Raw genomic sequence first — 21,465 nt, forward strand, 5'->3', positions numbered from 1 at the left:
GACACATTCTACACAGCAGGGAGGGATTGTCTATATCTTCTTGCCCGACCACAGCACGAGGATGACGAGCAGTCCTGCAATGAAGATAAATGCGAATGAGCCGATGGAACCGAGATAAATCCGGCCTGTATGGATTTCAAGGGCAAGATTCCACAATGACATGGGGCGGTTATTGAATTCCTCCGGCTGTGGCGCAAAGGACGTTCCGTTGAAATAGTCTGCCTGGCAGTCCTTTCCTGTAAAATCGGAACTGTAACCGGAAATGGTCTGTCCGGCAGGAGCCGTACCGGACGCCGCCTGTCCGGAAGTCATTTCATCGTCGTAGACATCCACATCTCCCGTAGACCTGTCCCAGTAGTAAAGACCATCGAAAGAACCGACAATCCATTCTCCTTGCGGTCCGCGCTGCCATACATTCTGTCCCATCACGCTGACCGGCGGGGTAGAGGCAATGCGCTGGGGCTGACCGGTGAACGACTTGAGGGAGAAGAATCCTTCAGAAGTCGAAATCATCCAGTCACGTTGCTGTGCGTCATAGCGTACCATACGCAGCCTGTCGTGCCAGGGGTTGTCATCGTCCAGGGCCGTATAAGGCAGAGGACGGGTGCTGTGTGTGGCAAGCAGGATCATGAGGGGCGGGCGCAGTGCCCAGCCTGTCAGGGCGATGAAGATCGTCAGTACGAGCGTGGTCACGCCTATCTTGTTGTGCCAGTGAAGGACTTTTGCACTCCTTGGACGCAGCCAGAACCAGATGCCGGTCACGCAGAGCAGGATCAGAATGATCCCGATACCGTCTACAATGAGTTTTCCCGCAGTGCCGAAGAGCGCACCGCTGTGCAGCAGCCATACCTGTCGGAAGAGGTTGGTCTTGCCCTCATAGCCTTCGGGAGCCTGCAGCTGCATCCGGAAGAAATGCCTGTAAGGTGCTTTGGCATAATACAGATAGGATCTGCCGAGCACCACCAGTGTGTCGCCCTGTGTCGTTATGTCTGTCAGGAGTTCGTCGCCGTCCGTCTGGGGGAGCGGTACGGGTGTCCAGCCGGTACGGGCATCCAGCCGGTACAGTCCCATGATGCTGGCAGCGAACAGGTCGCCCTGCGGCATCTGGACAACACCTCTTATCTGCCGGTAGTCGGCACCGGCCGGCAGCCCTTGATTGTATTCGGAGAAATGCGAGGCGGCCGTGTCCGTACGGATGATGCCCGCTGCCCCGTAGATGAGCACCGCATTGTTCTCTTTGGCATCTTTGCAGCGTAGCGTACCACGCAGGAGTCCGTTGTTCCACTGCTTGAAGGTGTATCGCTCCGGCAGCAGGGAGCGGATGACATTGATGCCTGCGAAGCACTGGCGGTGATTGAGTACAATTCCTGAAAGGCAGAACATCAGAAGGAAAAAGCTGATGAATATTCCGATCCACTTATGATATTTATGCCAAGTCTTTCGTTTCATCGAGGTAGTCTGTGTTATGATTGAATGAATATTTTTTATGAGAGTGCAAAGCTACAAAAAAATACTGGCTTTGTTGCATTTCTTTTCCCATCTTTCCATTTTTCACATGAAAATCTCTACTTTTGTACCTGTATATAACATGCCGTTTTCCCATGATGAAGAAAAGAATGATACTTCCCGCACTTGTTCTGCTGCTGTCAGCGGCCTGTCACAATGGCAGATATAAAGTGACGGAAGAGACCAAGACCCACAAGGATTCGAATGTGCAGGTTCTGGAAACGGATCAGACGGAAAAGACGGTCGAGAATGCCAACAAGAGCAATGCGGGCTTCAGAAATGAGGTAGAGAAAGAGGTGACGGTTACGGTGCCTTGCTTTGGAGTGTGCGACAGTACGGTGCTCGATATGCTGCCTGCCCCCGGCGGAGCAACACGGAGGGATTCTTCTATCATCCGGCGGCTGAATGCTGGTGAAATCTTCCTTCTGCAAGCAGGTGAGAAAGGCATCAGAGAGCTTGAAACGGGCAGCAAGCTCTTCGTGCGTTTCAGCATAGGTGAAGTGTGGGTGTGGAAATCGTCCGTGGAGTAGGGTACTTCACCACAGGTATGTTCTGAAAATTCCACGTTGGTCTATCGTTGATAGGCCTGTTTTTCTGTTCTCTGTGTTTGGCTTTTATACGGCATCTTCCCTTTTTCCTTTCAGGCGCATGGCTCGCTATGTCCTTTCAGTAAGGAGGCCGAATCTGCTCGTCTGAAAGGCAGAAAGCAGCAGAAGTGAATTAAAAAAAACTGCTTATATTGTAGGGCTTCCACCGGTCCTATAATAAACAGAAACAGCTATGTAGGAGCAGTCCATGCTTCTACATAGCTGTTTCTGTTGTCCGGTTACACAAGGCTGTAACCTTTCAGATGCTATCTGTCATATCCGTAATCTTTCAGATGATGTCTGTCATATTGATACTGCCGGCCTGCCGCATGATGACCTATAAGACAGATGAGGCATGACCTCACAGGATGCAGATACCATAAGACGGTCGGATGGTCGTCAATGACCGGCGGATGTATGCCGGTTCTACTCGATGACGACCAGCGGATCGTCCTCAAGCACGGCCTGACCTACTTTTACGGCGATCGCAGTCACCTTTCCGTCTTTCTCTGCCTCGATGTTGTTCTGCATCTTCATGGCTTCGAGGACGACGACGGTGTCTCCGGCCTTCACCTCCTGACCGACTGCCACCTCAACGGATGTAATGGTCCCCGGCAGAGGAGCCTTGACAGCAGCGGAACTGTTGATGGCAGCTGAGGGAGCAGCTTCGTCATTAGCCTCTGCTGCTGCCGGCTTGCCAAGTTCCACCTTCTTCTTCTCGGGTTCGGCAGCCTTCTCCATCTGCACACTGTACCGGTCACCGTTGACTGTTACTTCCGCAACATTCTCGGCATTGATCTCACCAATCTCGACTTTATATTCTTTGCCGTCGATCGTATATTTGAATTCTTTCATTTGATGTCTGTTATGGTTTCTTTGTCATTGTCTCGAACTTGGCATCCCACATTGTCTGCTTCGGCAGAATGGTGATGATGCCCGGTTCGTTGTCGTGAACATTGTTTCCGGCAAACTCATAGAGTGCCATTGCAATCGCTGCATATACATTCTTGTCCATAGTCGCGGCTCCCTTCATTACATTGGCATACATCCATGCTTCTTGGCCGGCAGATTCTGCTTCTTATGCGCCAGCTGAGCCAGACCACGGCAGATGCGGAAACGGGTGTTGCGCGGTTCGATGACATCGTCGATATAACCGAACTGTGCCGCCTGATACGGATTGGCAAACTTCTCGGAGTATTCTTCCTCCTTTTCGGCCAGGAACTGCTTGACATCACCGCCCTGCTCCTTGACCTGTCTGGCCTCCTTTCCGCAGAGAACGGCTACGGCACCTGAGGCACCCATGACGGCAATCTCCGAACTCGGCCATGCGAAGTTGAGGTCGGAACGGAGCTGCTTGCAGCCCATGACGATATGGGATCCGCCGTAGCTCTTGCGCAGCGTGATGGTAATCTTCGGCACAGTAGCCTCGCCGTAAGCGTAGAGCAGCTGGGCGCCATGGAGGATGACCGCATTGTACTCCTGTCCGGTACCCGGCAGGAAGCCCGGCACGTCAACCAGAGAGACGATGGGAATGTTGAACGCATCGCAGAAACGGACGAAGCGTGCGCCTTTGCGGCTTGCGTTTACATCCAGCACACCGGCATAAGCTGACGGCTGGTTGGCAACGATACCGACGCTCTGCCCGTTGAAACGTGCGAACCCTGTGATGATGTTCTTGGCGAACTTCGGCTGGACCTCGAAGAACTCTCCGTTGTCGGTTACGGCCTGGATGACCTTGTACATATCGTAAGCCTGGTTTGGGTCGTCAGGAATGATTTCGTTCAGGAGGTCTTCCTTGCGGTCGATCGGATCAGTGCATTCTGTACGTGGTGCTTCCTCACGGTTGTTGGAGGGAATGTAAGAGAGAAGCTTCTTGATCAGCTCCATGGCATCCTTTTCGGTCTTGGCGGTGAAACTCGTCACACCGCTCTTTGAAGCATGGACACTTGCACCGCCGAGGTGCTCGGCGTCAATGTCTTCACCTGTCACGGTCTTTACGACCTTCGGACCGGTAAGGAACATGTAACTCGTCTGCTCCTTCATGATGATGAAGTCGGTGAGTGCAGGAGAGTAAACCGCACCACCGGCACAAGGACCGAGGATGCTTGAGATCTGCGGGATGACACCGGAGGCAAGGATGTTGCGTTCGAAGATTTCACCATAACCTGCCAGAGCGGAGATACCCTCCTGGATGCGTGCCCCGCCGGAGTCGTTCATGCAGATGACCGGTGCGCCGTTGGTCATGGCCATATCCATCACCTTGCAGATCTTCTGGGCCATCGTTTCTGAAAGCGAACCTCCGTTTACGGTGAAGTCCTGTGCGTAGAGGTAGACAAGGCGGCCGTCGATAGTTGCCGAACCGGCCACGACACCGTCGCCGAGAAACTGCTTCTTTTCCATGCCGAAGTTGTGGCAGCGGTGAAGTTTGAACATATCATATTCCTCGAAGCTGCCCTTGTCAACCAGCATCTCGATACGCTCACGCGCCGTGTACTTCCCGCGCTCATGCTGCTTGTCGATGGCCTTCTGACCACCGCCCAGGCGAGCCAGTTCGCGTTTCTCCACAAGTGCCTTGATTTTTTCAGTCTGTTTGCTCATAACTTGAATTTATTTTCTTATTTTATAGCTTCAGTTGTTCCTTGTCTTATTCTTCACAGATTTTCCACCGTATTTCTTCATAAACAGGGAAGTCACTGTCATAGAATTAAATGCAAAATTACTAAAAAAGGCGGAGATACGAATCTCCACCTCTTTAAATATTGTTAAGGATTACCTCTGCCTCCGATGCCGGTTGGCGGGGAAATTCGGGTTGAAGCTCTTGGTGCGGCTGTTCTCATGTCTGGCGGGTTTCTTATGAGTGCCGCCTTCTCTCACTTCTCGCCTCTGACGTTGACGGCCTGCCGTCTCCGGGCTGCTGCCTATGGCTTTGGGGTCATAGGCGGCGTGTGGATGACGTCTGGGAGTGTTATCATAGAGCTTGGGAATCAAGTCGCTGCGTCCGATCCGCTGAAGTTCACGTTCAATTTCACGACGCGCTTCGGGCTTGTACCAGAAGAAGAACTGTCGCTGGGCAAGTTTCTCTTTCGGTGTCTTGGCCGAGAAGACCGGCTCGAGCGTGTAGGGGTCGTATCCGGTGTACCATGCCTCGGTAGAAACGGTCATCGGCGTCGGCGTGAAATCCTGCACCTGCTCCAGGTGGAAGTCAAGGTCTTTTGTCAGTATAGCCAGTTCCGCCATGTCCTCCTCCTGGCAGCCCGGATGGGACGAGATGAAGTAAGGAATGATCTGCTGGCGCAGTCCTTCTTCACGGTTGATGCGGTCAAAAATCTTCTTGAAGGCGTAGAACTGCTGGAAAGAAGGCTTGCGCATGAGCTTCAGCACACGGTCTGACGTATGTTCCGGAGCGACCTTCAGACGGCCGCTGACATGGCGTGTTATGAGTTCCCGGGTGTATTGACGGGCAGCCTCGTTGCTCTTTTCATCTTTGCTTCTATGCAGCAGGAGATCATACCGTACGCCGGAACCGATAAAGCTCTTCTTGATGCCTGGAAGTTCGTCTACTGCATGGTAGATTTCAAGCAGTCGGGTATGGTCTGTTTCAAGGTTCGGACAGATTTCCGGATTCACACAGCTGGGGCGTTTGCAGTGCTCGCATGCCCGTTGATTCCTGCCTGCCATGCCGTACATGTTGGCCGACGGCCCGCCGAGGTCGGACAGGTAGCCTTTGAAATCGGGCATTTCCATCACCTGCTTCACCTCCTTCAGGATGCTTTCCTTTGAACGGCAGCTGATGAATTTCCCCTGGTGGGCAGAGATGGTGCAGAACGCACAGCCGCCGAAGCAGCCGCGGTGAATGTTCACACTGTGCTTGATCATCTCGTAGGCAGGGATCGTCTTCCCGCGGTACTTCGGGTGCGGTTCACGTGTATAAGGCAGGTCGTAGGCCGCATCTACCTCTTCCGTGGTCATCGTGGGGTAGGGGGGATTCACGACGGCATAGACGTTGTCAACAGCCTGCAGGATGCGTTGTGCATGCTTCTTGTTGGACTCCTCTTCAATATACCTGAAGTTCTCGGCCTGGTACTTTTTGTTGTGCAGACAGGCTTCGTGCGAATGAAGCACAATGTCTTCCTCCTTGATTCCCCCGGGAATATCCGGTTCCTTGCAGAGGTAAACGGTCTGCGGGATATACTTCAGGTCTTTGACGCTCACGCCGTTTTCCAATTCCTTTGCTATGCTGACGACCTGCTTCTCGCCCATGCCATAGATAATCATGTCGGCATGGGCATCGCAGAGAATGCACTTGCGGAGGCAGTTTTTCCAGTAGTCATAGTGGGTGAGACGGCGCAGCGAAGCCTCTATGCCGCCCAGGATGATGGGCACGTCGGGATAGAGCTGCCTGAGGATGTTGGCATAGACAATGCTCGGGTATTCCGGGCGCAGGTCGTGTCTGCCGTCAGGCGAATAAGCATCTTCCGACCGCAGACGGCGGTTGGCCGTGTACTTGTTTACCATAGAATCCATGGCACCGGGCGCAATACCGAAGTAGAGGCGCGGACGTCCCAGCTTCTTGAAGTCGCGGAAGTCACCGTGCCAGTCGGGCTGCGGGACGATTGCCACCTTGTATCCGGCTGCTTCCAGGGTCCTGCCTATGACTGCTGCGCCGAAGGCGGGATGGTCTATATAGGCATCTCCTGAGAAGAGAATGATGTCCAGCTGCTCCCATCCACGGAGTTCCACCTCCTTCTTGGTGGTGGGCAGGAAATCGGTCAGCTGGTATCTTGAAGGCCCTGTCTTCTCCGTCCCTTTAGAAGCTCTATATCCTCTGTCCCGCTGTCGTACAGGGACTTCCTGTTTCGCTTTCTGTCTTGTGATTCTTGGATTTTGCTTTTGTGGACTCAATAGAAATTATGTTTATTGTATTATTTAAGTCGGGGAGTACCCTGTCTTGTGTATGATGACGTGCCTCTGACGAAGGAGAGACGACCGGCTTGCAGGGGTTCCTTTCCCGTATCCTTCACATCAAGGGAGCTGCGGCCTGTCATTGCCCCCGGACTACGGTCGGAAGTCGGGCAGGACATTCCCGGCTATGCGGGAACCCTGTTCCCGACCATGTGGGAATAGGATTCCCAACGGCTGGGAATCGTATTCCCAACGCCCGGAAGCTGCGTTCCCATGTGGTTGGATATTCTTAAAGGAATTTTTCAGAAGAATCTACGCCGGTATGCCGGTCGATGAATCCTGTCAGCCTTCCCATCCGTTTGTCTTTCTCTGTTACCATCTGCCTGTCTGAAAAGTCTGTCATGCCAAGATGAATGTCCGGAACCTGTCCCAAGACTTCTCCAGACTACTCTGCCATGGGACTGCCCTCCTCTGGGTCATCGGCATCCTGATGGTCGGCGCTCCATTGTTTGTAAAGTGTGACGAGATTTCCCAATCCAATGGCTTTCATGTTCTGGTTATAGATGACATCCAGACACAGGTCCAGCAGCTCCTTGTCTTTTCCCGGCTCGGACTCAAGGAGACCGCGTATGTTGAACTTCAGCTTGTCGAGGATGTTTTCATCAACAATTCCATTGGAATCAACAAGCCCGGAGAGAAGCGAATACTTCCGGATTGTCCGAAGATGTCTGTCACTCACCTCGATGTTTCTTGTCCCTGAGGCGTTTGCTTGAATTTTGTACATAGTCTTTACGCTTTTAGATTATTCCGTTTTGATTATTGTTCATTCATCATATAGTGGATGATTCCTCTCATCATGCGGTTGCGTGTAGGGGCATCTTTGATACATTCAAAGGGGAAGGACAGCGCAAATACGCAGTTGTCTGTCCCCTTGTAAGCTATGGCGGAGGTGTGTCCGTCCGCATAGGTCAGCACGCTGAAGGCTCCATCCGCAGGCAGGATGTTGTCGGGGGTGTAGGCACCATAGTGCTGCTCATTGATGGTACGGTATACATCGAACGACATCCCCATTCCGCTGACGGTAGGATTGTAATTGTCGGCATTGGAACCGTCAAATAGGATCCGAAGATTGTTTTTCAGCCATGCCTGTTCGTCACTGCCCTGCATATCCGAGGCGAGGTAAGAACCGCTGACGAGCAGCTTTCCGTGGCCATTCAGGTATTTTGTTATCTGCTGGCGGAGGGCGGGGCTGAATGTCTTATAGTAATACAGGCTGTGCCCGTCATCTTTTTCGTTGCCGAGAAGTAAGTCTACCAGCACGTATCTGGACAGATCAACTTCTCCGTATTCCACCGCCTTGCTATCGCAGCTGATGATGTTGTATTTCCCGGCATGGCGCAGGGCTTCCGCATGCTCTTTTACATAGTTGCAGTCGTTGCCTGCAATCACCTTTCCTACAAGTTCCTCTCCACCGAATCCCAGTGCGTCAGGTCCTTCCTTGCCCATCTGGGACTTGTTGAAGTTGGCTTGCCGACCGGCCCAGCCGGCTACCGGCCCGTAGCTCAAACCCGGGTCGGCTTCAAGGTCGAAGCCCTGCTCCGTGTCCGTGTTGATGACGGACGGTGACGACAGGCGGTGGAAGGCATTGACGATAAGGATGGTCTTGCTTGCCCCGTCATGGCGTAAGGCAGAGAGGGTTTCGGTAGGAAAGCTCTCTCCGCCGCTGTTGCAGGCCGTCACTTTGAAGTGGTAGACGAGCCCCGGCTGCAGCTCCGTTTCGTAATAGGGATTCCGGACATTCACCCCATTGTCAAATCCCTCTCCCCCCACTGCTGCATAGACATTGTATGATATAGGCATTGCGGTCGGCTCTCCCGTGTCAGGTGTGGCTTTCCATTGCAGCCGGATCTTCCGGGGGGATATATAGTCCATCTTGAAGTTGTAGGGTGCAAGCGGCTGGACAGTATATCGTTTGCCATGCATACTTGCCTCATACTTCAGGATTGTCTTATAGATAGAACGGGCCAGTACGAACTTGAAGTTAGGATCCTGTCCCAGTCTGATATCCGGGAAGTTCTGGTGGGAGAGGGTCTCTATGATCGCCGACGGGACTTCCGGTATGCGGGTCTCGCTGTAATTGCGGTCCCATACGGAACGTGTCGTCCAGTTGACAGAGAAAGCCCGGTCTATGTCCTTCTTGGCATTTGCAACCAACTGCTCTGCGAATACTCTTGAAGCCTTACGTGAGAGACCATCAGACAAAGTGCTGTTACCCTGTTGTGTAGTACAGATTCCTAAAGTGCCGATGAAACTTCCGTCCGTCTTCACACCGGCATCGCTGTGGATGGCCAGGGCAAGTTCAATAGGCACTTTTTTCCCGTCTTTTTTGTCAGGGAGATAGCAGGAGCCTCCCGCCAGCCAGTTGGTCATCAGAGAGCGGGAATTGATATCGTCGTTATAGTCGTTCGATCCGTTGCTTTTGCTGACGACGCTCCACGGTGCGCCTGCCCATTGCACAGCGTATCGTGCCCCCTCGAGAAAACGAGGCAGTCCGCTCACCGATCCGCCTCGGACAATATTTCCCATTCCGCCTCCAAAGCGTACGGCGTCCGTCGTGACGATTCCTCTGTGCGAACTGTGGTTGGTCAGTACGACGGCATTGTTGATGCTGTTGCCCTTGTCAAAGTCGAATGTCCCGAGGTAGACCCAGGTTCCGCCTCCCATGCGCTGGTTTACGCGGAAGTGGGTTTCCTGTCCTTTGTGGAACACGATATATTCCGCATCATCCACGCTCTTCTTCTGCGTCTGGTAACTGACATATACTGCATATCGTCCGCTCTCCGGGATCGTAGGCTGGTAGACGGCGGAACTGATTTTGCTGTTGCGCTTTCTTGTCTTGACCTTTCTGGCAGTACCGGCAGTAAAAGGATTCTCGCCATCATTGTAGCTGCCATAATGCTGTGCAAAGCCCGGCAAGGAGGTGTCCGCCCATTTCTTCTTCAGGCTCTCTTCTTTGTAGCAGCCGCTGCGACTGTCATTATCGACGATGACCTCATTCTTCTGCCAGTCTCTTTCGCGCGGGGTATAGACGACGGCTCCGGCATGCTCGAGCATTGGGATGAGGTAGGGGAGGACGATTGTCTGTGTGTAGAGATCCTCCGCCGTACCGAACAGAATAGGACGTTGCCATCTCCACCCGCCTTTTCTGGCATCATAGTATCTGCCATGCGACGACCAGAGGGAAAGATGCCGGTTCTGGAGGCCCTCCGTGATTTCGTTCGGGCGAGACACATTCTTCACCCATGGAGCGTCCTCGTAATTCGTTTTTCCCCATGTAGACTTGCCTGTCTGCGCATAGATGCTTGGAAAGGACAAGACGGCCAATGCGGTGCACAGCACTTTCTTTTTCATTGTTCCTTGATGTCTCCTATGGTAAATAATTCAGGATGTTTACCATTAAAGTCCTTGAAGTAAAGCTTGATTTCCCTCATGTCATGTTCTACGTCACCAGATGGTGTTATGATCTTTGTACACTGGATCAGCTTCCTGCTGTAATCAACGGCATAGAGAAAGATAGGCAACCGGGCTTTCAGTGCTATGTAATAAAATCCCTTTTTCCAGTCAGGATTCAGGCTCCGTGTACCTTCGGGAGTGATACAGAGCTGGAATTTGTCTGCCTTTATGGCATAGTCAGCCAGTCTGTCGGTCATGCTCGAATGTCTGTCGCGCCAGACGGGAATCCCTCCCAATTTGCGGAAAACGGTTCCGAACGGCCAGAAGAACCATTCCCGCTTCATCAGAAAATTGCTTTTCTGCCGCTCTGCACGTGCATAAAGCTGTCCAATCAGGAAATCCCAGTTGCTTGTATGAGGGGCAAGACAGATGATCGCCTTGTCCGGCAAGGCAAACCTGACATCTTTCTTCCACCCCATAAGATGATAGAGAATCCACTTTGATAACATCTGAAACATTATGCCAGATTATTGAGTTGGTCGACAATCTCATTCACTTCTTTGCTAAACTTATCCTTTAAGTCTTTGAAGTAGGCGCGGGCTGCCATTCCCGGTTCCACATGAGACACCCGTCTGATGTAGTTGTTGTGCATGATAAGGATGGAAGTGAGGATTGCTTCTGCATTTTCTTTGTTACGGTTTTCACCATAGAGAGATGCTGCGATGCCCTCCGTGAAAAGGTCACCACAAATACTGCTGATGATCCGTTTTAAGTCTCTTTTGTTGCTCATATTGATCCTAAATAGCTTTGTTGAATATTTATCGTTCAAAGATAAACAAAAAATCGGAAACGTCTGTCGTTCTTATATAAAAATAGAGTTAAATTTCTAATTTAGCTTCTTTTCCTTTCCATTGTCGGATAAAAAAAGTACTTTTGCAAAGAGTAAGCCGTGTTCGGCAAACCGGCGGATATGGCTTTCCTTACATTCCGTCTGCATTCTTTACAGGACAGCGTTGACATCATTAGGTAATTATCATATTTAATTCAATTAAAGTAAACACATGGAAATTAGTGCATTACAAAAGGAAAGAGCAGGCTATCAGCCCAAGTTGCCAAAGGCTCTTCAGGGTGCAGTGAAGGTAAAAGAAGGCACTCCTACCCAGAGTGTTGACAATCAGGAGGAAATCAAGAAGTTATTCCCTAACACTTACGGGATGCCTCTCGTTGAGTTTGAACCGGCCGAGACAGCCAACAATGCCAAGATGAATGTGGGTGTAATCCTCTCCGGTGGACAGGCGCCCGGCGGTCATAACGTCATCTCCGGACTCTTTGACGAAATCAAGAAACTGAATCCGGAAAACCGTCTTTATGGTTTCCTCATGGGGCCTGGCGGTCTCGTTGACCACAACTACATGGAGATTACAGCGGAATTTCTCCAGGCTTATCGCAATACGGGCGGATTCGACATGATCGGTTCCGGCAGAACCAAGCTGGAGAAGGAAGACCAGTTTGAGAAGGGACTGGAAATCATCCGCAAGCTGGACATCAAAGCCATTGTCATCATCGGTGGTGACGACTCCAATACCAACGCCTGCGTATTGGCCGAATATTATGCAGCCAAGCAGTATGGAGTACAGGTCATCGGCTGCCCGAAGACGATTGACGGCGACTTGAAAAACGACCAGATCGAGACATCCTTCGGCTTCGACACCGCTACCAAGACCTATTCAGAATTGATTGGCAATATTGAGCGTGACTGCAATTCTGCACGCAAATACTGGCATTTCATCAAACTGATGGGGCGCTCCGCTTCGCACATCGCACTGGAGTGCGCCCTGCAGACACAGCCGAACATCTGCTTGATTTCCGAGGAAATCCAGGCGAAAGACCTGACACTGAATGACATTATCGAGAATATCGCCACAGTCGTTGCCCATCGTGCCGCACAGGGTAACAACTTCGGTGTAGTGCTGATTCCGGAGGGACTGATCGAGTTCATTCCAGCCATCGGCCGGCTGATCCAGGAACTGAACGACCTGCTGGCAGCTCACGGTGCTGACTATATGCACCTTGATGAGGAGGCACAGCGTAAGTATATCCTGGCACATCTGTCGGCAGAGAACAGAGCGACCTTCGAGACGCTTCCCGAAGGTGTCGCACGGCAGCTTTCCCTTGACCGTGACCCGCATGGAAACGTTCAGGTTTCGCTTATTGAGACCGAGAAACTTATTTCAGACATGGTCGCAGCCAAGCTCGGCAAGTGGGAACAGGAGGGCAAGTTCACCGGCAAGTTTGCCGCCCAGCACCACTTCCTCGGCTATGAAGGCCGTTGTGCAGCTCCTTCCAACTTTGATGCAGATTACTGCTATGCGCTCGGTTCGTCGGCTGCCCAGCTGATTGCCAATGGAAAAACCGGTTATATGGCAATCGTCAAGAATACGACTGCCGTTGCCGACCAGTGGAAGGCCGGAGGTGTGCCTATTACAATGATGATGAATATGGAAAGACGTAATGGCGAGATGAAGCCGGTTATCCGCAAGGCGCTTGTCGAGCTGGACGGCGCTCCGTTCAAGGAGTTCGCCGCTCAGCGAGACAGATGGGCCAGGGAGACCTGCTACATCTATCCGGGTCCGATTCAGTACTGGGGGCCGTCTTCCGTATGCGACCAGACCACCAAGACACTTGAACTGGAGCAGGCTAAATAGCCGAGCAACAAAAAGAAGGAATGGAGGGGGAGCGCCCCCCTCTGTTTCTTTTTTTGATTCATGAAACGTTCGTCCCCGGGGCTGTCCTCCGTGTGACTGATGTCAAATGCCAGACAATTCCGAATATCATTGTTCCCACATAGAAAAGCTGTTGATTATGAAAGACGTGCGAAAAGAAGCTTGTTCACTGTACCTGCGATGTATGTCGATGCCACTTGCAACGCCAGACCAGGCCATAGACAGACTTCCCGCCTGCTCATGGTCAAGGCAGCGAGAGTTTTTCTGTTCTGTCCCGTCCCGGAGACCCGGTCTCCTTCTTCGTATCAGAGAAGAGTGATTTCAAGGCGTGAAAACAGAAAGAATCTTTTTGATAATCACATATAAAGATCCTGAAACTTCAAATTAACAACAAGGCGAAAGATGTTTGTCTCCAAGATGTCCCATTCAGCACGAAAGGTCTGGCAGCACATGCCGGACTGGATGAAGTGGGCGGGAGGGATATGTCTTGCGGCAATCTACAGTTTCCTTTTTTATTGCTTCTTCGTTGCCCCGACAGGATTCAGATGGCGGGCGATTTACGGTGATCCGGACTACCCCTCGGGTTATACAATCCATGGAATTGACATCAGCCGTTATCAGGGGGCGGTCAACTGGAACCGGCTCAGGAATGCCATGATCGATCGTTCCCCTATCCGTTTCATCATCATAAAATCGACAGAAGGGGACAGCCATCTTGATGCAAGATTCAGAGAGAATTTCTATAATGCAAAGGAGGCGGGCTTCATAAGAGGTGTCTATCACTTCTGGAGCAACAATTCGCCGGCACGCCGGCAGGCCTACTTCTTCCTTGCCATGATCCACTTGCAGCCGGGCGACCTGCCTCCCGTCCTCGATGTAGAACACAAACCCAAGAACATCAGCACGGAGGAATTCCAGCAGAATGTCCTTACATGGCTGCATATTGTGGAGGACAGATATCATGTGAAACCCATCATCTATACTTATTATAAGTTCAAGGATCTCTATCTGTCTGATTCCCGTTTCGACGATTACCCCTATTGGATCGCCCACTACTACGTGGATCAGATGGAGTATAAAGGGAAATGGAAGTTCTGGCAGCATACCGATGCCGGAAAGCTGCCGGGAATCAGCGGATACGTAGACTTGGACATCTACAATGGCAGTTTCTACGATTTGCAGCAGCTGCTTGTTCCTGAAGCTAAGCCCGCTCAAGAAGCAGGCAGCACCAGTCGTGATTCGACAGACGCCGCCTCTCTTTCAGACCCAGCTCTGCTGCCTTCTGAAGAATAGGGTCTGCATCCTGCCCGTAGAATCCACTGAGAATGATCTTCGAGTCCGTCGTGGTGACACTGGCAAAAGCCTCCAGGTCTTCAAGGATGATGTTGCGGTTGATGTTTGCCATGATTATGTCGAAAACGCCGCTTATATGCGACAGTACGCTCTTGTCACCTTCAAGCACGTCTATCTCCACTCCATTCAGTTCGGCATTATGCTGGGCATTCCGAACGCTCCATTCATCTATGTCATAGCAGACGGCTTCTTTCGCACCGCATTTTGCCGCCACTATGCTCAGAATGCCTGTGCCGCATCCGCAGTCGAGCACCCTTTTCCCTTTCAGATCCATATTCAACAGCAGGGAGACGATCATGTAGGTCGTTTCATGTGTGCCTGTGCCGAAAGCCTGCTGCGCATCAATGACGATCTTCATCGGGATTGCCTTCAGAGCCGGCTGACAGGCCTCCGCTTTTTCCATGTCCTTGCAGACGATGGCACACCTGTCGTCTATGAGAATAGGGGAGAAGCCGCTTTCCTCCCATTTTTCATTCCAGTTCCGGTCCTCCACCTTGCTCACCGTGAACGACACGTCCACGCCCGGCATGGGCAGGCTTTTCATGGCATACCCCAGAGCATCAGCATCGAAAAGATTTTCCTGACAATATCCCACAAGTCCCTCCGGTCCGTCCGAGAAGGATTCAAAACCGACTTCACCTGCAAGAGCCGCTATTATGTCCCTTACATCCTGTGAGTCAGGTTCTGCCGTGAACTTTGCTTGTATATATTTCATCTTGGTGTTAAATTTCTACTGCAAAATTATAAAAAATAGGGAAAAACCTATCATGGATTAGGGAAAATCCGTATATTTGCAATGAAAGATGTCTTATTTTTGCATTATCAGAATTGTAGACATACGGTTCCTGAAAGAGATAGAAGAATAAATAATTATGAACTTAACAACAAAGGGTATATGAAAAGAGCAGTATTACTTTCGGTTTTACTTGGTGCTATGCCATTGCTGTCGATGGCACAGGATGACCTTTATTTTACCCCGTCAAAAGCGGAGCAGTCTGCTTACCAACAGAAAAGAACAGAGGAAGATCGCCCTGTCTATTATAGCGGTATCGGGAAATCCAGCGATGAATACAATCGTCGCGGGCAGTACAGCTATAAGAAGATCGGTGTAGATTCTTTGGGCAATGACATCTTCATGTCACGCATATCCACGCTGCATGGAGATTCGGTGGTGCTGGACACGGTCTATGGCGGCTTCACGCGTAGCTACCAGCGTGGGGACGACGATTTCGTCTACAGCAGGAGGATGAGCCGTTTTGATGGGTTCTGGGGCGGCTATTACGACCCTTGGTTTGCGGGACGTCCATCCGTCTACATAGGGTGGGGATGGCATTCACCCTATTATGGTGGCTGGTACGACCCATGGGATGATCCTTGGTATTATGGTTACTACGGCGGTTATCCTTATTATGGTTACTACGGCGGCTATCCTTATTATGGTTACTACGGCGGTTATCCTTATTACCGCGGCTATCCTTACTATTACGGCTATGCGGGTTATGGATGGTATGGTCCCTGGCGGGGCTACTACGGCTGGGGCTATCCGTATTATGGATACAGAAGAGGCGGTTACTATACCTACAACGGGCATACAGGAACGGCCAACCACTGGGGTCGCAACAGCGGAAATGTATATCGCGGCAGTGTTGAAAGGGGAGGCGCTTATGGGAACTTCTCGGGCTACCGGGGACAGACCGGCACAATGAGCCCTGGACAGGGCGGCCGGTTCAATGGAAGTTCTGTTCCGGACAGAAGCAATGTCGGTCAGTTCGGAGGATCGCGTCAGACGTACGGAAATCAAGGCACACGTTCTTACTCCACGCCCAACAGCAGCTACTCGGCTCCCTCCAACAGCTCATTCGGCGGAGCGACAAGAAGCACTTTCGGTGGTGGCAGCTTCGGCGGTTCACGTGCCGGAGGCGGCAGTTTCGGCGGTTCACGCGGCGGTGGCGGCAGCTTCGGCGGTCACAGATAATCAGTATGGAACACGTATAACAAAATTGAATCATACACATTATGAGAAGGAAATATGTTTTCTTTGCAGTGTCCTTGCTCGCAGCCTTGACGGCGAATGCACAGGAGACTTACGAGAATGCGAAACTGACAGGAGAAGACCTGAACGGTACTGCACGCTATGTTGGCATGGGCGGTGCAATGGAAGCGTTGGGTGCGGACATCTCGACCATCGGTACGAACCCGGCCGGTCTCGGCCTGTTCCGGCATAGCAGCGTCAGCATCAGTGGAGGACTTCTTATGCAGGCTGGCGGAAAGGAATTTGCCAATGGCAACAAGACCAATCCAAGTTTTGACCAGATAGGCGGCGTGTACACAACCCGTACAGGACTGAAGTCGTTCCTGAACTTCGGCTTTAACTACCATAAGGGAAAGAATTTCGATCATATCCTGAATGCGTCGGGATTGCTGGACGGCAGTTCACAGAACAAGCAGTCCTATCTGAAAGGAGCACTTGGAGAGGAAGGTGCCGGCGGATTCAATGTACGTCCGAATCCCAAGGGAAACAATGAGAATATCGGTTATGTGAACGGCACAAGCAACGAGACCGCCTACACGTGGAGCCAGGCCGATTACCTTTATTGGAATACGCTCATCCCCGATGTCAACCAGGGCGGCAGAGCCTATGCGTACGACGGACAGTCCTATGATTTCAACCGCAAACAGACAGGTTATATATCAAATTATGACTTCAGTGTCAGCGGGAATCTGAACGATCGGGTGTACTTGGGTCTGACGTTCGGCTTGAAAGACGTCCACTACAAGGCATACAGCGAGTATACCGAGATGTGGACAGGTGACCTGGGGGGAGTACGCTATACCAATGACCAGAAGATCACCGGAACAGGATTTGATGTTACAGCCGGAGTTATCGTCCGTCCTGTTGCCGAGTCTCCTTTCCGGATCGGTGCTTATGTCAAGACCCCGACCTGGTACGACCTGACGACTGAGAACAGCACTTCAATCAATTATTCTCTGAAGCCAGGTGCCGGCGGGACCTATACCCAGGGAAGCATCGGGAACAGCTATGATTACAAGATCTGGACTCCCTGGAAGTTCGGTTTCTCATTGGGGCATACCGTAGGAAACTATCTGGCACTCGGGGCAAGCTATGAGTATGAGGATTATAGTCATATCAACAGTCGCATCAACGACGGCGGATATTACGATTATTATTATGATGAATATTACAGCTCTTCTTCTCCCGACAAGAAGATGAACACGCATACGAAGGGAGCGTTGAAAGGTGTCAGCACGCTGAAGTTAGGTGTCGAGTACAAACCCGTGACGAATCTCGCCCTGCGTGCAGGCTATAATTTCATCAGTGCAGCGTATGGAAGTGAAGCACAGAAAGGTACGACGGTTCCGTCTCTGGGTACTTCCTATACATCCACGACGGATTATACGAATTGGAAGGGAACGAACCGTGTCACATTAGGTATCGGTTACCAGATTCAGAAATTCAATATCGATCTGGCTTATCAATACAGTGCACAGGAAGGAGATTTCTATCCGTTCTCCACCATGCGGAATGTCTCTGTACCGACAACGGATCCTGTTACGGGAAAGACGACGAACAAGATTGTCTCGAATATTGCAAGTGGAACCAAAGTCAAGAACGACAAGAGCCAGCTGCTCCTTACATTGGGTTACCGCTTTTAAAGTGGTATCAGGAATTAATAGAAACAGGTTCTGGCAAAATGGCTTAAGCCGATAAAACGGAAAGGGAATATTCTCAAAAACCATGCGTCAGCATAGTCATGCAGAAAGGTAAAAGGGTCTACGCTCTTTTACCTTTTTTATTTATAGCCTGCAGGGATGGTGTTTTGTTTCTTTTTCGCAGACCTCTATGATTTAATCAGAGGTCATATAAAAGTATATATTTATCATAATCCCTATTATTTGTTTATCGTGCGGCAAGAGGGAACGCAGACGTTGTCTGTCCTTTTTCCGCAAGTCCAGGGATGATGGTCTTCTCGGTAAATGAAAGGTATGATTTCTTGTCAGTTATATAGGATGTAAACTCAAAGAGTCCTATATAAGTTCGATTGTCATCATTGCATTCAGGGAGTCCTGCTTGGAGCTGACTGTCCATGCGGACTTACCGGATATTGCCGGGAATGCGATTCCCAACCGGTTGGGAACTGTATTCCCGGCGGCCGGTACTCCCGTTCCCAACGGCCGGGAACAGTGTTCCCAATCGTTCGATGACAGCGGGGACTGCCGCCGGGAACAATCAGGCGTGTCGTCACAAGTATAGTGTCTGTCCGTCATGTGTGCACAGGCAAAGGCCGACGGACATCTTTCTTCTCGTCCGTCAGGCTTAAGTTCTGTCAGCCGGTACAGGGCTGTCGTCAGTTCAACAGAGCGGTTCATTCGTGATGATAAGGTTCTCCCTTGATGATTGTGCAGGCGCGGTACAGCTGTTCGGTAAAGATGAGGCGCACCATCTGATGGGAAAACGTCATGCGGGATAATGAAACAGAATCATCGGCACGTGCATAGATGTCTGGTGAAAAGCCGTACGGTCCGCCAATGACAAATACGAGCCGGCGGACTGTATGCTGTTTCTGTCGCAGCCAGCCTGCAAATTCTACGGAACGGAGTTCCTTTCCATGTTCATCCAGCAGCACGACGGTATCAGAAGGCTGTATCTCCTTCAGGATCAGTTCGCCCTCTTTCCGTTTCTGCTGGTCTTCTGAAAGGCTTTTCGTATTTTTCAGTTCCGGAACAGTCGTTACGTTGAACGGCATGTAATGTCCGATACGGCTTACATAGTCGTCGATTCCCGACCTGAAAATCTTATTCTGCGTCTTTCCGACAAGAAGAAGGACCGTCTTCATACCCCAGTTTCTTTATTTCTTCCCATACTCTCTGTACCGGCAATCCCATGACGTTGAAATAGCTCCCGCTAATGGATGTGACGCCCACATACCCTATCCATTCCTGGATGCCATACGCCCCGGCCTTGTCAAATGGCTTGTACCTCTCGATATAATAGTTGATCTCCTTTTCCGACAGCTGCCTGAAAGAGACGTCTGTCGTTACAGAGAAGTTCCGTTCCTTCTCTTCCGTCAGCAGACAGACTCCTGTCACGACCTGATGTGTTCTTCCGCTGATAAGACGGAGCATACGGCGGGCATCCTCCGCATCCTTGGGCTTGCCGAGTATTTCGTTGCCGACAACGACAACCGTGTCGGCCGTGATAACCAGGTCGTTCTGTCCTATTGTCCCTCTATAAGCGTCAGCCTTCTCACGGGCGATGAAGCCCGCCACCTCTTTTGCGGGAAGCTCCTGCGGGTACTCTTCCGGAATATCGGGCAGGACACGTACTTCAAAGTCCAGACCCAGACCGGCCAGCAGTTCGCGCCGGCGGGGGGAGTTGCTGGCAAGGATAATGTGTTTCATCTGCTTCCTTTCCTTTACCAGCCGAAGGCCTTTTCATTCAACACCCATTTTCCCTGCGCCTTCATCACCTGCTCCAGAATGTCACGTGCCACGCCGTGCCCACCGGCATAATCACTCACATAAGCGGCGATTTCCTTGATTTCAGCACAGGCGTCTTTCGGGCAGCAGGGACAGCCGGCACGTTTCATCACCTCGTAGTCTGGTATGTCATCACCGACGTAAATGATTTCCTCCTCACGAAGGTCATATCTGGAGAGGAACTCCTCCCATGTGCGTATCTTCATGGAACAGTTGATGTAAATATCCTTAACTCCAAGATACTCATAGCGGAAACGGACATTCTCGTTATGTCCGCCGGTCATGATTGCCAGTCGGATGCCATGCTTCACAGCCAGCTGCATGGCATAACCGTCCTTGATGTTGATTGTGCGGACCGGCTCGCCCTTTTCATCCATCTGAATGGTACAGGCTGACAGCACACCGTCCACATCAAAGACGACTGCCTTGATTTTCTGTAAATCGTAGTTTATCATATCATTATGCAATATTCATGTAATGGGGTTCTATGAAGGGGGTGGAATATGGTACAGACCGGGTGGAGACTGCCGGGTCAATGAGATTCTTCGTCCGGGGCGGCATGGGTGGCGGAGGCCTCCTCGCCTATCCCGGCCGAGATCAGCCGGTAAAGCTCCTGCAGATCACTTCGTCCATCCATCAGTGCAAGCTGCCTGCGCATCACATTCCGGTCGCCGCGCACCGCAGGACCTGTCTGTGCTTCTGCCGGAGCTGACTTGTGGATTTTACGTGTCGTTTCATCAATCAGTGGAAGCATCACGTCAAAGGGGATTCCGTGCTCACTGAGCAACTTGGAAGCCACGCCATAGCAGTAGTTCGTGAAATTACATGCCCATACGGCCGCCAGATGCAGATACTGCCTGTCCGAAGAGGACAAGGAGAAGATCCGACGGGACAGCCGACGGGCAAAGCTCCGGATCTGTTCTTCTGTCTCCTGCGTGTTTCCCTCTATGAAGACGGGAATATCCGCAAAGCAGACTTCATGTTTTTTGGAAAATGTCTGCATCGGGTAAAGCACGCCATAATGCCGTGCCTGTCCTTCAAAACAGCGCATGGGCATGGAGCCCGCCGTGTGGAGAAACAGCTTGTCTCCCCTACCCTTGCAGACCTCCGGTATCAGCCTGCACAGCACGCTGTCCTTTACGGAAAGCACGTATATGTCGGCATCGCTGCGTAGCCGGCTGACATCTGTCAACCAGTCTGCATCAAGCAGTCCGGCCAGTGTCCTGGCGGATTCCTCCGTACGGCTGAACACCTGACAGATCTCCACGCCTGCCCTGTGCAGCGACTTGCCCAATTGGGTGGCGAGATTACCGGCACCTATCAGCGTCACTTTCATCATGCAACAAATTTAATACTTTTAAAGGAAATAAATCAGGAATGCGTTTCCTTTTTAAAAAAGATTTGCTATTTTTGTACGTACTTCTTTCTGAGAAGTATGGTTT

At 51.3% G+C, this 21,465-nt stretch carries 19 protein-coding genes; 5 read left to right on the top strand and 14 right to left on the bottom strand.

The annotated features are described in order from the left end of the window. Positions 1 to 30: 30 nt before the first annotated feature. Positions 31 to 1,449, bottom strand: a complete 1,419-nt coding sequence (locus HMPREF9141_RS00005; RefSeq protein WP_007366285.1) for a PepSY-associated TM helix domain-containing protein — start codon at positions 1,447 to 1,449, stop codon at positions 31 to 33. Between the two features lie 152 nt (positions 1,450 to 1,601). Here HMPREF9141_RS00005 and HMPREF9141_RS00010 point away from each other — a divergent pair, with 152 nt between their 5' ends. Continuing rightward, entirely contained in the window at positions 1,602 to 2,036 is a 435-nt protein-coding gene (locus HMPREF9141_RS00010; protein WP_007366286.1) for a hypothetical protein, read from the top strand. A gap of 483 nt (positions 2,037 to 2,519) precedes the next feature. Here HMPREF9141_RS00010 and HMPREF9141_RS00015 read toward each other — a convergent pair whose 3' ends face one another. The 8 genes from HMPREF9141_RS00015 to HMPREF9141_RS00050 all read right to left on the bottom strand — a co-directional run bounded on the left by HMPREF9141_RS00015 (position 2,520) and on the right by HMPREF9141_RS00050 (position 11,238). Next, positions 2,520 to 2,948, bottom strand: coding sequence for a biotin/lipoyl-containing protein (locus HMPREF9141_RS00015; RefSeq protein ID WP_007366287.1), 429 nt, complete (start codon positions 2,946 to 2,948; stop codon positions 2,520 to 2,522). A gap of 10 nt (positions 2,949 to 2,958) precedes the next feature. Further along, positions 2,959 to 3,108 (bottom strand): hypothetical protein, encoded by a 150-nt coding sequence (locus HMPREF9141_RS13495; RefSeq protein WP_169309936.1) that lies wholly within the window; start codon positions 3,106 to 3,108, stop codon positions 2,959 to 2,961. 17 nt (positions 3,109 to 3,125) lie between these two features. After that, positions 3,126 to 4,691: an acyl-CoA carboxylase subunit beta gene (locus HMPREF9141_RS00025; protein WP_007366289.1), complete on the bottom strand. Its 1,566-nt coding sequence runs from the start codon at positions 4,689 to 4,691 to the stop codon at positions 3,126 to 3,128. Positions 4,692 to 4,862: 171 nt separating this feature from the next. Continuing rightward, a complete protein-coding gene (locus HMPREF9141_RS00030; protein ID WP_370991930.1) occupies positions 4,863 to 6,866 on the bottom strand; it encodes a YgiQ family radical SAM protein in 2,004 nt (667 codons plus the stop codon). A 574-nt stretch (positions 6,867 to 7,440) separates the two neighbouring features. Next, entirely contained in the window at positions 7,441 to 7,779 is a 339-nt protein-coding gene (locus HMPREF9141_RS00035; RefSeq protein WP_007366294.1) for a DUF8442 family protein, read from the bottom strand. Positions 7,780 to 7,811: 32 nt separating this feature from the next. Next, positions 7,812 to 10,406 (bottom strand): golvesin C-terminal-like domain-containing protein, encoded by a 2,595-nt coding sequence (locus tag HMPREF9141_RS00040; RefSeq protein WP_007366295.1) that lies wholly within the window; start codon positions 10,404 to 10,406, stop codon positions 7,812 to 7,814. Beyond that, entirely contained in the window at positions 10,403 to 10,966 is a 564-nt protein-coding gene (locus HMPREF9141_RS00045) for a 1-acyl-sn-glycerol-3-phosphate acyltransferase (RefSeq protein WP_007366296.1), read from the bottom strand. The genes HMPREF9141_RS00040 and HMPREF9141_RS00045 overlap by 4 nt, the downstream gene beginning before the upstream one ends. Beyond that, on the bottom strand, positions 10,966 to 11,238 hold the full coding sequence (locus HMPREF9141_RS00050; protein ID WP_007366297.1) for a hypothetical protein: 273 nt from the start codon (positions 11,236 to 11,238) through the stop codon (positions 10,966 to 10,968). The genes HMPREF9141_RS00045 and HMPREF9141_RS00050 overlap by 1 nt, the downstream gene beginning before the upstream one ends. 271 nt (positions 11,239 to 11,509) lie before the next feature. On the opposite strand from HMPREF9141_RS00050, the gene HMPREF9141_RS00055 reads away from it, so the two are divergent. Together HMPREF9141_RS00055 and HMPREF9141_RS00060 are read left to right on the top strand one after the other, a co-directional pair. After that, positions 11,510 to 13,153 carry a diphosphate--fructose-6-phosphate 1-phosphotransferase gene (locus tag HMPREF9141_RS00055; protein ID WP_007366298.1) on the top strand — a complete coding sequence of 548 codons (1,644 nt, stop codon included), beginning with the start codon at positions 11,510 to 11,512 and terminating at the stop codon, positions 13,151 to 13,153. Positions 13,154 to 13,621: 468 nt separating this feature from the next. Then, positions 13,622 to 14,464: a glycoside hydrolase family 25 protein gene (locus tag HMPREF9141_RS00060; protein ID WP_370991931.1), complete on the top strand. Its 843-nt coding sequence runs from the start codon at positions 13,622 to 13,624 to the stop codon at positions 14,462 to 14,464. On the opposite strand, the gene prmA is transcribed toward HMPREF9141_RS00060, so the two are convergent. After that, positions 14,373 to 15,239 (bottom strand): 50S ribosomal protein L11 methyltransferase, encoded by an 867-nt coding sequence (gene prmA, locus HMPREF9141_RS00065; protein ID WP_007366300.1) that lies wholly within the window; start codon positions 15,237 to 15,239, stop codon positions 14,373 to 14,375. The two genes, HMPREF9141_RS00060 and prmA, sit on opposite strands and share 92 nt — an antisense overlap. A gap of 180 nt (positions 15,240 to 15,419) precedes the next feature. Between prmA and HMPREF9141_RS00070 the strand changes: the two genes are divergently transcribed. Together HMPREF9141_RS00070 and HMPREF9141_RS00075 are read left to right on the top strand one after the other, a co-directional pair. After that, positions 15,420 to 16,499, top strand: a complete 1,080-nt coding sequence (locus HMPREF9141_RS00070) for a hypothetical protein (RefSeq protein ID WP_040554097.1) — start codon at positions 15,420 to 15,422, stop codon at positions 16,497 to 16,499. A gap of 41 nt (positions 16,500 to 16,540) precedes the next feature. Beyond that, entirely contained in the window at positions 16,541 to 18,199 is a 1,659-nt protein-coding gene (locus HMPREF9141_RS00075; protein WP_007366302.1) for a hypothetical protein, read from the top strand. A gap of 710 nt (positions 18,200 to 18,909) precedes the next feature. Here HMPREF9141_RS00075 and rlmH read toward each other — a convergent pair. The 4 genes from rlmH to HMPREF9141_RS00100 form a co-directional block, all read right to left on the bottom strand. Further along, complete coding sequence (rlmH, locus tag HMPREF9141_RS00085; RefSeq protein WP_007366306.1) at positions 18,910 to 19,380, bottom strand: 23S rRNA (pseudouridine(1915)-N(3))-methyltransferase RlmH; 471 nt, start codon at positions 19,378 to 19,380, stop codon at positions 18,910 to 18,912. Then, positions 19,340 to 19,945, bottom strand: a complete 606-nt coding sequence (locus HMPREF9141_RS00090; protein WP_007366307.1) for a Maf-like protein — start codon at positions 19,943 to 19,945, stop codon at positions 19,340 to 19,342. Before HMPREF9141_RS00090 ends, rlmH begins: the two co-directional genes overlap by 41 nt. A 14-nt stretch (positions 19,946 to 19,959) precedes the next feature. Next, complete coding sequence (locus HMPREF9141_RS00095; RefSeq protein ID WP_007366308.1) at positions 19,960 to 20,478, bottom strand: KdsC family phosphatase; 519 nt, start codon at positions 20,476 to 20,478, stop codon at positions 19,960 to 19,962. 77 nt (positions 20,479 to 20,555) lie between these two features. Beyond that, a complete protein-coding gene (locus tag HMPREF9141_RS00100) occupies positions 20,556 to 21,362 on the bottom strand; it encodes a Rossmann-like and DUF2520 domain-containing protein (RefSeq protein WP_007366309.1) in 807 nt (268 codons plus the stop codon). Positions 21,363 to 21,465: the final 103 nt, after the last annotated feature.

This window comes from Prevotella multiformis DSM 16608 (genome assembly GCF_000191065.1).
GTDB lineage: Bacteria > Bacteroidota > Bacteroidia > Bacteroidales > Bacteroidaceae > Prevotella > Prevotella multiformis.